At 71.9% G+C, this 11848-nt stretch carries 8 protein-coding genes, 1 tRNA gene and 1 riboswitch; of the genes, 5 read left to right on the plus strand and 4 right to left on the minus strand.

What is annotated here, in order from left to right:
• Positions 1 to 30 precede the first annotated feature (30 nt).
• From ACFV8T_RS25220 to ACFV8T_RS25240, 5 genes are all read left to right on the plus strand, one after another.
• Entirely contained in the window at positions 31 to 1242 is a 1212-nt protein-coding gene (locus ACFV8T_RS25220) for an SPFH domain-containing protein (protein ID WP_385331369.1), read from the plus strand.
• Between the two features lie 75 nt (positions 1243 to 1317).
• Positions 1318 to 1391 (plus strand) — tRNA-Met (locus ACFV8T_RS25225).
• A gap of 178 nt (positions 1392 to 1569) precedes the next feature.
• A complete protein-coding gene (locus ACFV8T_RS25230) occupies positions 1570 to 2724 on the plus strand; it encodes a PP2C family protein-serine/threonine phosphatase (RefSeq protein WP_385331371.1) in 1155 nt (384 codons plus the stop codon).
• Positions 2725 to 2993: 269 nt separating this feature from the next.
• Positions 2994 to 3146: riboswitch (cyclic di-AMP (ydaO/yuaA leader) on the plus strand.
• 11 nt (positions 3147 to 3157) lie between these two features.
• Positions 3158 to 4402, plus strand: coding sequence for a M23 family metallopeptidase (locus tag ACFV8T_RS25235; RefSeq protein WP_385331373.1), 1245 nt, complete (start codon positions 3158 to 3160; stop codon positions 4400 to 4402).
• A gap of 244 nt (positions 4403 to 4646) precedes the next feature.
• Positions 4647 to 5591 (plus strand): aldo/keto reductase, encoded by a 945-nt coding sequence (locus tag ACFV8T_RS25240; protein WP_385331375.1) that lies wholly within the window; start codon positions 4647 to 4649, stop codon positions 5589 to 5591.
• Between the two features lie 174 nt (positions 5592 to 5765).
• On the opposite strand, the gene ACFV8T_RS25245 is transcribed toward ACFV8T_RS25240, so the two are convergent.
• The 4 genes from ACFV8T_RS25245 to ACFV8T_RS25260 form a co-directional block, all read right to left on the minus strand.
• The gene (locus ACFV8T_RS25245) at positions 5766 to 7295 is read right to left on the minus strand and encodes a PrsW family intramembrane metalloprotease (RefSeq protein ID WP_385331377.1); all 1530 of its coding nucleotides are present in this window, start codon (positions 7293 to 7295) and stop codon (positions 5766 to 5768) included.
• Positions 7296 to 7411: 116 nt separating this feature from the next.
• The gene (gene trmB, locus ACFV8T_RS25250) at positions 7412 to 8248 is read right to left on the minus strand and encodes a tRNA (guanosine(46)-N7)-methyltransferase TrmB (RefSeq protein ID WP_385331379.1); all 837 of its coding nucleotides are present in this window, start codon (positions 8246 to 8248) and stop codon (positions 7412 to 7414) included.
• 4 nt (positions 8249 to 8252) lie between these two features.
• Positions 8253 to 9509 carry an L-2-hydroxyglutarate oxidase gene (lhgO, locus tag ACFV8T_RS25255; protein WP_385331382.1) on the minus strand — a complete coding sequence of 419 codons (1257 nt, stop codon included), beginning with the start codon at positions 9507 to 9509 and terminating at the stop codon, positions 8253 to 8255.
• Positions 9510 to 9623: 114 nt separating this feature from the next.
• Positions 9624 to 11348: a sporulation protein gene (locus ACFV8T_RS25260; RefSeq protein WP_385331384.1), complete on the minus strand. Its 1725-nt coding sequence runs from the start codon at positions 11346 to 11348 to the stop codon at positions 9624 to 9626.
• Positions 11349 to 11848: the final 500 nt, after the last annotated feature.

Here is an 11848-nt window from a genome sequence, read left to right on the forward strand (position 1 = left end):
GAAGCAGTGACATACGGCAGGAGTCCTCCGATGTTCTTCTGGCACGTTCCCGCCCCCAACGAGGCGATGCTCATATCCGGTTCCAAGGGGCAGACCTTGGACACCCAGTTCCGGATCGTCACCGGGCACGGCAGTTTCGTGCTCCCGGTGAAGCAGAAGGCGCGCATGCTCTCCCTGGCGCTGCGCGAGGCGGAGATCACCGAGGACTGCGTGACCCAGCAGGGCATCCGCCTCAACGTCCGGGCCGTGGCCGTCTTCAAGGTCGGCGACGACGCCGTGTCCATCGCCAACGCGGCCCGCCGCTTCCTGACCGAGCAGGAGCAGATGGAGGAGCTCGTCGGGCGGATCTTCGCCGGACACCTGCGTTCCATCGTCGGCGGGCTGACCGTGGAGCAGATCATCCGTGAGCGCAACCGGGTCTCCCAGGAGGTCATCGCGGGCAGCCACGGCGAGATGGAGAAGCTCGGCATCGTGGTGGACGCCCTCCAGATCCAGGAGATCGACGACTCCACCGGGTACATCAGGAACCTCGCGGCCCCGCACGCCGCCGCGGTGGCCAGCCAGGCCCGGATCGCCGAGGCCAAGGCCGACCAGGAGGCCAGTCAGCGCGAGCAGCAGGCCGCCGCGCTCAAGGCGGAGTACGAACGCGACACCGCGCTGAAGCGGGCCGGCTTCCTCGCCGAGACCGAGCAGTACAACGCCCGCGCCGCGCAGGCCGGGCCGCTCGCCCAGGCCCGCGCCTCGCAGGAGGTCATCGAGGAGCAGACCGCACTGGCCGAGCGGCAGGCCTCGCTCGCCGCGCAACGGCTGGAGGCGGAGGTCCGGCGCCCGGCGGACGCCGAGGCCTACCGGCAGCGCACCCTGGCGGAGGCGGCCCGCGACCGGATGAAGTTCGAGGCCGACGGCAGCGCGTACACCGAGCGGACGCTCGCCCAGGCGCAGGCCGACGCCAACAGCGTCCGCGCCGCCTCGCTGCGTGACGGCAACCAGGAGCTCATCGCGGCCAACCGCATCGTGGAGAACCTGCCCGCCCTGGCCGACGCCGCCGCCCGCGGCATGTCCGGCGCCGACCTCACCGTTCTCAACGGCACCAACGGTGTCAACGAGATGGCGGCGGGCGTCGTGGGCCAGGGGCTGGCGATCCTCCACTCGCTCCAGCGGGGCGCGAACCCGATGAAGCCGCCGGCGGTCCACGGGAAGGCCACTTCCGCACCCCGTATCTCCGAGACGAACCCGTCCTGACGCGGACGGGTGAAGGCCGGGCGAACCCGAGTGGTCAAGAGAGCGCCGGACATGGCGTAGAGTTGTGTTTACCGACGCGGGGTGGAGCAGCTCGGTAGCTCGCTGGGCTCATAACCCAGAGGTCGCAGGTTCAAATCCTGTCCCCGCTACTGAAGAATTCAGGCCCGGCACGCATGCAGCGTGCCGGGCCTGATTCGTTCTGGTCCGCACCTCGGATGTCCTCCCATTGGCCGAGGAGGAGTCGCCGCTTCGTTCCGCTCCGGCGAGCCTGGGAGTGGGGCGCGGTACCGTCCGCAGCCGCGCGCGTATCCGGGCAGGAGACCACAGGTGTGGAAGCGGGAGAAGCGGCGCGGCAAGCATGCCGGGGGCGGTACCCGGCAGTTCGTACGCACGCTGCCCGCCCTGATGATCCTCGGCGGACTGGTGTTCGACGCCCTCACTCCGCCAACCTTCACCGCCATTCCGTTGTTCGTGGCCGCTCCGCTGATCGCCGCCCCGTTCTTCTCGCTGGCCAGCACCATCCGCATCGGTATCGCCTCGATGCTGGCCGTCATCGCGCTGCGACTGTTCAGCAATACGTTGCCGCAGGCCGTGCCGCTGATCGAGCTGCTCACCCTGGCCACCGTCTCGGTCCTCGCGGTCGTGATCAACGGGGTCGTGCGGCGCAGCAACGAGCAGCTGGCCTCCGCGCGGTTCGTCGCGGAGACGGCGATGCGCGCGGTGCTGCCGCAGCCGGCCGACCGGACCGGCGGACTGCAGGTCGCGGCGCGGTACGAGGCGGCGCAGGCGGACGAGTTCGTCGGCGGCGACCTGTTCGCCGTTTCGGACACCCCGTGGGGGGTGCGGCTGGTGGTCGGGGACGTACGGGGCAAGGGGCTCGACGCCGTGGAGACGGTGGCGGTGGTCATCGGGGCGTTCCGCGAGGCGGCCGAGCAGGAGTCCTCGCTGGAGGGGGTGGCGAAGCGGCTGGAGCGGGCGCTGGCCCGGGAGGAGGCGCGACGGGGCGGGCTCGATGTGCTGGAGGGCTTCATCACCGCCGTGCTGGCCGAGATCCCGTCCGGGCTGTCCCGGGTGCGGATCGTCAACCGCGGTCACCCCGAGCCGATCCTGCTGCACCCGGACGGGGCGCTGGAGGTGCTGAAGCCCTCCGTGCCCGCGCTGCCGCTCGGCATGGGCCTGGGAGTGTGGGCGGAGCGGACGGACGAGTGGGATCTGCCGGCCGGGACGACCCTGCTCCTCTACACGGACGGCCTCTCCGAGGCGCGGAACGCCGAAGGGGTCTTCTACGACCCGGCGGCCCGGTTGCGCGGGCGGATCTTTCCGGGGCCCGAGGAACTGCTGTCCGCGCTGACCGATGACGTGCGGCTGCACACGGGCGGCGAGACGACCGACGACATGGCGTTGCTCGCGGTCGTACGTCCCGCGGAGGGGCAGCCGGACCGGCGGAGGACCGTGCGGATCGTCGGCGCGGAGACGACGTGAGGGGCGGAATGCGCGATGTGGGGGCGGCGGAATGCGCGATGCCACCGTGCGTAATCGAAAGGCGCCGCTCCGCATAACGTTTGACGCAACGTCAGAATCGGGGTAGTGGCTGAGGGCCGGTCAACTCGTCCGATTCCACCCGACTGTGTCCCGTAAAGTCCAGGCCAAAGACGTGAACGATCAGTGGGAACAGCTTGGAATACGGCCCCGGTGTCTATTAACGTTCGATAACGCAGCGCGGTCGTCCCAGCCGTCATCAATGGCGGCACCGTGCGCGAGCGCCGAATTCCGCAAGGGAACCGGGGAACCACCTACATGGGGTGAATCGGACACCTGTGTCTCGTGAGAGACGGAGGGGCCCGTAGGAGACCTTCCTGCTCCGAACCCGTCAGCTAACCCGGTAGGCGAGAAGGAAGGAAAGGAGTGCGCCCCCGTGGCGTCCAACAAGCCTGCCCCCGAGGCCCCGTCCCGGTTCGATCCCGACTACGGCACCGGTTATGGCGCCGACTTCGGCCCCCGGCCGGACTCCGGCCACGGCACCGATTTCGCACCCACCGGGACGGCGACGGCGTTCGGAACCGACTACGGCACCGAGCCGGGTGGCGACTTCACCGGTGAGTTCGGCAGCGACTTCCGTGCCGATTTCCGTGCCGACTTCCGCGCCGACTTCCGCGCCGAGGGCAACGACGGTGAGTCCGAACGCGGTTGGGACGAGTGGAACCCCACCGAGGAGTCCGTCCGCCCGGTACGCGGCAGGCACCGCGTCGCCAAGCAGCGCAACGGACTCGCCCGCAGCTCCACGGTGCTGGGTGTCGGCGTCATAGCGGCGGTCGGCGCGGGCGGCATGGCCACCGCGCAGGGCAAGCCGCCGGTCTCCATCTCCGTGCCCGACGCCATCTCGGACAACCTCCCCGACGCCAAGTCCCTTCCCGGCGTGGGCTCCCTGTTCTCCGGTGAGTCCGAGGCGGACAAGGCCGAGATCGCAGCCGCTTCCGCCCCGCTGACCACCGCCGGCCTCACCACCGCCGAGGCCGAGCAGGGCACGACGGACGCCGGCGAGGCGCTCCGCGCCCGCATCCTCCAGCAGGCCGAGCAGCAGCAGGACGCCGCCGCCGCCGAGGCCAAGGCGACCCAGGAGAAGGAAGCCGCGGAGAAGGCCGCCGCCGAGGCCAAGAAGCAGCAGGACGAGGCCGAGGCCAAGGCCGCCGCCGAGAAGAAGAAGGCGGAGGAAGAGGCCAAGAAGAAGGCGGAGGCTCTGCGGCTCGCCAAGCTCGCCGCCAGCTACGCCATCCCGACCTCCTCGTACACGATCACCTCGACCTTCGGCGAAGCCGGCTCGATGTGGTCCTCCGGCTACCACACCGGCCTCGACTTCGCGGCTCCGACCGGCACCCCGATCAAGGCCATCCACAGCGGCACGGTCAAGTCGGCCGGCTGGTCCGGTGCGTACGGCTACCGCACGGTGCTGGAGCTCGACGACGGTACGGAGCTGTGGTTCTGCCACCAGTCCTCGATCGGCGTCGGTGTCGGCCAGAAGGTCAGCACCGGTGAGACGATCGGCCGGGTCGGCGCGACCGGCAACGTGACCGGGCCGCACCTCCACCTGGAGGTCCACACCGCCGGCGGCTCGGGCATCGACCCGATGGCCTGGCTCCGCGGCAAGGGCCTCACCCCCTGAGGCGACGCCCGCCCGATGAACCCCGGCAGCCCTGACGCTCACCCCCCGACGTCAGGGCTGCCGGTCTGTTGTGAGCGGTGCGGGGATCTCCTGCGAGCGGTGCGGGAGTCCGTTGCGAGCGGCGCGGGGACCTCCTGATACCGGTCCGGAACCCGTTGCGAGCGGCGCTGGGATCGGTCACGACCGGTCCGGAAAACGGCGGGTGCCCGGAATAGCGGACCCGCCGGAATTCGTTGTTCCACCCATGACTTCTCTTCGTAAGCTGGGCTCCTCCGACCTTCAGGTCTTCCCGCTCGCCCTCGGTGGCAACGTCTTCGGCTGGACCGCGGACGAGGCGCAGTCGTTCGCCGTGCTGGACGCGTACGTCGCGGCCGGAGGCAACTTCATCGACACCGCCGACGGCTACTCCGCCTGGGTGCCGGGCAACGAGGGCGGGGAGTCGGAGACGGTCATCGGCAAGTGGCTCGCCGGCCGCTCCGACCGCGCCGACATCGTCGTCGCCACCAAGGTCTCCACCCACCCCTCGTACCGGGGGCTCGCGCCCGCCAACATCAAGGCCGCGGCCGAGGCGTCGCTGCGTCGGCTCGGCACCGACCACATCGACCTCTACTACACGCACTTCGACGACGAGACCGTCCCGGTCGAGGAGATCATGACCGCCCTCGACCAGCTGGTGAAGGAGGGCAAGGTCCGGGAGATCGCCGCCTCCAACATCAGCCCCGAGCGGCTCCAGGCCTCCCTGGACTTCTCGGAGCGCGAGGGGCTGACCCGCTACGTGGCCCTGCAGCCGCACTACAACCTGGTCTCCCGCGACACCTACGAGGGCGAGCTCCAGGACACGGCCGCCCGCGCCGGGCTCGCCGCCGTGCCGTACTTCGCCCTGGCCTCCGGCTTCCTCACCGGCAAGTACCGTCCGGGCGCCACGGTGGAGAGCGCGCGGGCCGAGAGCGTCAGCCAGTACCGGGACTCGGAGCGGGGCCAGAAGGTCCTGGCCGCGCTGGACAAGGTCGCTCAGGAGCACGACGCCCAGATCGCGACCGTCGCGCTGGCCTGGCTCGCGTCCCGCCCGACCGTGGCCGCGCCGATCGCCTCGGCCCGTACGGTCGAGCAGCTGCCCGCGCTGGTGGCCGTCGCGGACCTCTCGCTGACCGAGCAGCAGCTGGCCGAACTCACCGAGGCATCCGCCTGACACGCGCACTGAGCGCACCGCACCGCACCGCTCCCGAGCATGCGGCGGCGCCTCATGGCGCATGACGAGTGGGGCTCCTTCGACGGCTCCGACCGGAGCAAGCCCGGGTGTCCGGTGCCTGCGGCCACGGAAAGAACTGTTCGACGGTTTCGTGGCCGCGGTGCGCCGAAGCCCTCAGTGCTGAACCGGCCCGTTCTGGGCCGACTGCCGCGGCGGCAGCATGTATGGGTTGTAGCCGGCGCCGTACTGCGGGTACGGCGCCGGGACCGCCCACGGGGGCGGCGGGTACGAGGGGCGCAGGCGGCCCGTCGCCTGGGCCGCGTATGCCAGGGCGGGGGCGGCCACCTCCCTGCGTTGCCAGAGGTGGTGCAGCAGCTCCAGCTCGCGTTCCGCGAAGTCCGGACCGGCCGCTCCGCGGCGGGCCTGCAGACGCAGCGAGGCCAGCGAGGTCGCGAACGACTCGTACTCGGCGACGGCCTGCGCGGCCGCCTTCCCGTGGGCCTTCGCCGCGGCTTTCGCGTGAGCACTCGGCCGGGCACTCGGTTGGGCAGCGGGCCAGGAACCGGGGGCGGGGCCGTACGGGCTCTGCAGGCTTCCCGTGGCGGCGACGGCGTACCGTCGGCGGGCCGCGTCGCGGGCCAGGCCGCGGGCCCGCATCGAGGAGAGGGCGAGCGGCTCCGCCGGGGTCAGCCAGCCGGCCGCCGCGTAGGCGGGCAGCTCGGCCGAGAGCGTACGCAGCTCCCGTCGGCGGGACCAGATCGCCAGCCAGGTCACCAGGCCGAAGACCGGGACCATGAACACCCCGTACACGGCGTAGAAGCCGTACGGGCTGAAGACCGCCGATCCGTTCCACAGCGAATGCATGCCCATGGCGAGGACGAGCCCGAGCAGCGGCAGCGCGATGCGGCGGAGGCGCCGGTGTCGTGAGCCGGCCGCGGCGAGCCCGAAACCTATGCCGGTCAGCACCGTGAAGAGCGGGTGCGCGAACGGCGACATCACCGCCCGCACGAAGAACGTCGCGGCCGTCACCGATACGACGCCCGAGGTGCCGATCTGCTGGTCCTCGCCGAAGGCGTTGCCGAGGTAGAGGATGTTCTCGGTGAAGGCGAAGCCGCTCGCGGTGAGGCCGGCGATCACGACGCCGTCGACGATCCCGGTGAAGTCCCGTCTTCGGAACAGGAAGATCAGCAGGACCGCGGCGGCCTTGGCGCTCTCCTCGACGACCGGGGCTATGACCGTGGCACCGAGGTTGTCGGCGTTGGACGGGTCGGCGGTGGCCGTGGCTATCCAGCGGGTCGCGAAAGAATTCGCGAGGATCGCGACCAGGGCGGCGGCGAACGCACCCCAGGCGAAGGCGAACAGCAGATTTCGCCAGGGACCCGGATCGACCCGGTCCAGCCAGCGGAACGCCGCCACCAGGAGCGGTACGGGCAGCACGGCGAGACCGAGACCGACGAGAAAGCCCTGAGTGCCGGTCTGATCGCGGACCAGGGCCAGGATCGCCAGACCGCAGAGCGCGAGCACCGTGAACACGGCCGCGACACGGAACGTCCGGCTGCGCCACACCATGCCGACGCGGCGCGGCCGGTAGCGCCAGTGCCTGCGCTCCGGCACGGCAGCCAGGATCTCGCCGACCCGCTGCTCCTCGAGGAGCGGGACGGCCGGCTGCGACTGCCGCTGTTGGACAGACCCGTCGGAGACCACGCAATGACCCTAACCAGCGGCACTGACACCTGACCATGGGGCGACCGGCCATGGGGCGACCGCGCCCGACCACGGGGCGCCCGGCCCGCCACGGGGCCGGAGGCCGCGTGCGGGTCTCAGCTGCGGGCGAAGAGCAGGTCGTGCACGACATGGCCCTTGTCCAGGCCCTGCCCCTCGAACCGGGTCAGCGGCCGGAACGCGGGCCGGGGCGCGTAGCCGCCGTCCGCCCGGGTGTTCTCGAAGAGGGGGTGCGCGCTCAGCACCTCCAGCATCTGCTCGGCGTACGGCTCCCAGTCGGTCGCGCAGTGGATCACTGCCCCCGGCTTCAGCCGCTGCGCCACCAGATCGAGGAACTCGGGCTGGATCAGCCGGCGCTTGTGATGTCGCTTCTTGGGCCACGGGTCGGGGAAGTACACCCGCAGTCCGTCCAGCGAATCCGGCTTGAGCATCTCGCGCAGCAGGATGATCGCGTCGCCGTTGGCCACCCGGATGTTGGACAGGCCGTTCCGGTCCGCGAGGCCGAGCAGATTGCCCTGGCCCGGGGTGTGCACATCGACGGCGAGGATGCCCGTGCCCGGGTCGTCGGCGGCCATCCGAGCGGTGGCCTCGCCCATGCCGAAGCCGATCTCCAGCACGACCGGGAGCCCGTCGAACAGCTCGGGCAGGTCGAGGACGCGCTGCCCGTCGATGTCCAGGCCCCACTTCGGCCAGAGCCGCAGCAGGGCTTCCTCCTGGCCGGGCGTGACACGGCTGCGGCGCGGCTGGAAGCTGCGGATCCGGCGCTCGTGGTGCGAACCGGCCGGGTCGACGGCGGGCCCGCCCGGGAAGCGCGGCTCCTGGCGCAGCCTGCGCTGCCGCTCGAAGGCGGCGGCGCGCAGATCGTCCGGGATCCCGGCAGCGGACGAGGAGAGGTTCTCGGGGGAGTCCCCGGAGAGAGTCTCGGAGGGGTTCATGGGCTCAGACACAATGCCCCGATTCTACGGCGGGTGGTCTCCACCCCGTCTCCCGTGCCCGGAGCAGCGCCCTGCGTGCCACCTCCCGCCCGATGGGCAGCGAAGCCGTGGCGGCGGGCGACGGAGCGTTCAGTACGTGGACGGTGTGCGGGGCCTCGCGGATCAGGAAGTCGTCCACCAGGGTGCCGTCCCGCAGCACGGCCTGGGCCCTGACCCCGGCCGGGGCCGGTCTCAGATCGGCCTCCGTCACCTCGGGCAGCAGCCGCCGCACGGCCTGGGTGAAGGCCTGCTTCGACAGCGAACGGCGCACCTCGCCCGCCCCGTACCGCCAGTGCCTGCGCGCGATCTGCCAGGTGCCGGGCCAGGCCAGGGTGTCCGCCAGTTCGCGCGGGCGTACGACCGGCCAGCCGTACCCCTCGCGGGCCAGCGCCGGCACCGCGTTCGGTCCGACGTGGACGCTGCCGTCGTGGCCCCGGGTCAGATGGACCCCGAGGAACGGAAACGCCGGATCGGGCACCGGATAGACCAGGCCGCGCACCAGCTCCGGCCGCGCCAGCTCGTAGTACTCCCCCCGGAAGGGCACGATCCGCATCCCCGGGTCGTCGCCCGCGAGCCGGGCCACCCGGTCGCAGTGCAGCCCCGCGCAGTTGACCAGCACCCGGGCCCGGACCACCACGCCGTCCGCCGTGCGCACCGCCACGCCCCAGGGGCGCCGGTCGATCGCGGTGACCTCCGCCCCATAGCGGATCACTCCGCCGGCTCCGCTCACCTCGGTGGCGAACCGGGCCGCTACCGCCCCGAAGTCGCACACCCCGGTCGACCCGACCCGGATCGCGGCGAGGCCGCTCACCTGCGGCTCGTACTCCGTGATCTGGGCGGGGCCCAGCTCGCGCACCGGCAGTCCGTGCTGGCGGCCGCGCTGGACCAGGGCGTGCAGCCGGGGCAGCTCGGAGCGCTCGGTCGCGACGATCAGCTTGCCGGTCACCGCGTGCGCGATGCCGTGCTCGGCGCAGAACTCGACCATTTCGGCGGCGCCGCGCACCGCGTAGCGGGCCTTGAGCGAGCCGGGGCGGTAGTAGATGCCGCTGTGGATCACTCCGCTGTTGCGTCCGGTCTGGTGCCGGGCCGGGCCCGGCTCCTTCTCCAGGACCGTCACCCGGGTGCCCGGAGCGGTGCGCGTGATCGCATACGCCGTCGACAGGCCGACGATCCCGCCGCCGATCACCAGCACGTCGCAGTCGTACGCCGCGTGCGTCATCATCACGCCACCTCCCACCCCGATAGTGCACTGACCCACTGACAACCCACTCAAACCAGCGGGGCCCAGCGTGGCGCCGAATCTTTACGGCCCGGCTCGTGGCACGTCGGATTCCGTTTACGCGGGCGCCACCAGGAGTGGCCTGGCCCGCTCGCGCAGCTCGGCGACGCGCGGCTCATGCCCGTACGGTTCGAGCCGGTGCAGCAGATCCCGTACGTACTCCGTGGTCCGCGCCGAGGAGATACGGCCCGCCACCTCCACCGCCCGGGTGCCCGCGGCGCAGGCGGCGTCCAGATTGCCCGACTCCAGCTCGGCCACCGCCGACACCACGAGCCGCAGCCCGTGCGAGCGGACGAACTCCTCGGTGGGCCTGGACAGCGCCTGCTCGGTGAAGCGCCGCACCTGCCGGGGCGCCTTCAGATCGAGGTGGCACTCCGCGGCATCGGCCGCGAACCTGTCGTACGAGTAGAAACCCAGCCAGGACGGGTCCGCGTCGCCGTCCCTGGAGCGCTCCAGCCAGCCCTCGGCGGCCTTCAGCGCGGATCCCGCGGCGGACGCGTCGTTCGCCTTGGCATGGGCACGGGCCTCCACCAGGCGGAAGAAGCTCATGGTGCGGGCCGTGGCGAGGCCGCGGTTGCGTTCGACGGCGGCCTGCGCGAGGTCGACCCCCTCGTCGGCGAAGCCGCGGTAGGTCGCCTGGAGCGACATCGACGCGAGGACGTAGCCGCCGAGGGGTACGTCGGCCGCGCCGCGCGCGAGCCTCAGCGCCTGGATGTAGTAGCGCTGCGCGGCCTCCTGCTGGCCGGTGTCGAAGGCCATCCACCCGGCGAGCCTGGTCAGCTCGGCCGCCGCGCCGAAGAGCGCCCGGCCCACCTCGTCGCTGTACGAACCGAGCAGCAGCGGTGCGGCGTCCACTCGTAAACACTCGGGAACCATGGAGGAGCGCCAGTCCCCGCCGCCGTACTTGGAGTCCCAGCGGCGGGCGTCCTGGGCAGCCTCCCGCAGCTTGGAGACGTCGCTGTGGCCGACCCGCAGCGGGGAGATGTCGCTGATGACGGTGGTGGTGGCCGTGGTGGTGGCCGGGGCCGCGGACGTGGATTCCGGGCGCGGCTGGGCGGGGATGGAGGGGGCCGGTCGCGTACCCAGCGCTCCCAGTGTGCCCAGCGCCGTCTGGGCCGCCTGTGCGTTCAACGCGGCCTGGGTGCCAGGTCGCGGCTGCACCCCGGATGCCGGCTGTGCGACCGGTACCGGCTCCGTGCCCTTCGCCGCCCTGCCCGGCGGGCCCTGCGCCCCTGCACCGCCCCGTGCGCCCCGTGCGCCCCGTGCGCCTTGGGTGTCGAGGGCGGTTGCCCCGATCGCTGTCGCTTCTCGTGCCACCGTCGCGTCGGCGGGGCATATCAGCCAGCGGGACGCGGGCGTCGCGTACGCGCTCACCGAGAACGAGCCCGCGAGCGACTGCCAGATACCGCCGCCGCCCGCCCTCCGCCCGGCCAGATCCAGCCGGTAGAGCTCGGTGGCCGAACGGACCGCCTCGCCCACGTCGCGCGGGAAGGCCAGGCCGACCTCCGGCGCCGGATCGGCGTCCGCGAGCCCGATCTCGTGCAGCGGGACCGGCCGGCCGAGCTTGGCGCCGATCGCCGCGGCGATGAGATGGGGCGCGGCGCCCTGCGGCACCATGCCCTTGGCGACCCACCGGGCCACCGAGGTCTTGTCGTACCGAAGTGTCAGACCGCGCTGCGCCCCGAGGTCATTGACCCGCCGGGCGAGCCCGGCGTTGCTGATTCCCGCGAGGGCGAGAACGGTTCCGAGCTTCTCGTTCGGTCCGCGTTGCTCCCTGGACATGCGCCACCCCTCGACACACAGACGGCCGCCGCGTCACCGTTGCGGCGCGCGGCATTCGTACCGTGTCCTCCCCAGCGACGAACCCCGGCACTCCGGCCGCACACGCATATGGCCGAGCCCCGAGGAATATGCCCCCTGCAGAGAACCTCAGTAAACCCAGCGTAGTTCGCCGCATCCCTACCGTTAAGGGGCAGACGTCCGTATGGCGGGATTGTTGTCCGTACGGACGGGGGCGGTGGTCCGGGTGGGAGTCGGGAGCGGTTCGGGAGCGGTCCGGGCGGGGGCGGGATGCGGTTCGGATGCGGGTCGGCCGCTGTGCGAACCGGGCTCGTGACCCCGCTCGACGGCGCACGGGAACGGCACGTGGAGGCGTCGTTCGTCCGTGGTGCCGGCGCCGCGCGCCGAGCTCCGTACGTGCTCCTGGTGTGTGGCCGTGCGCCTGGCCGTGCGCTCTCGTCGGGCAGTTTCGGAGGCGTTTCCATGGGTGCTGCGTGGGTCGG

This window comes from Streptomyces sp. NPDC059832 (assembly GCF_042731715.1).
Classification (GTDB): domain Bacteria; phylum Actinomycetota; class Actinomycetes; order Streptomycetales; family Streptomycetaceae; genus Streptomyces.

Coding starts and splice junctions, on each gene's coding strand:
- ACFV8T_RS25220 (WP_385331369.1), top strand. CDS start 31: ATGTTCTTCTGGCACGTTCCCGCCCCCAACGAGGCGATGCTCATATCC.
- ACFV8T_RS25240 (WP_385331375.1), top strand. CDS start 4,647: ATGACTTCTCTTCGTAAGCTGGGCTCCTCCGACCTTCAGGTCTTCCCG.
- trmB (WP_385331379.1), bottom strand. CDS start 8,248: ATGAACCCCTCCGAGACTCTCTCCGGGGACTCCCCCGAGAACCTCTCC.
- lhgO (WP_385331382.1), bottom strand. CDS start 9,509: ATGATGACGCACGCGGCGTACGACTGCGACGTGCTGGTGATCGGCGGC.
- ACFV8T_RS25260 (WP_385331384.1), bottom strand. CDS start 11,348: ATGTCCAGGGAGCAACGCGGACCGAACGAGAAGCTCGGAACCGTTCTC.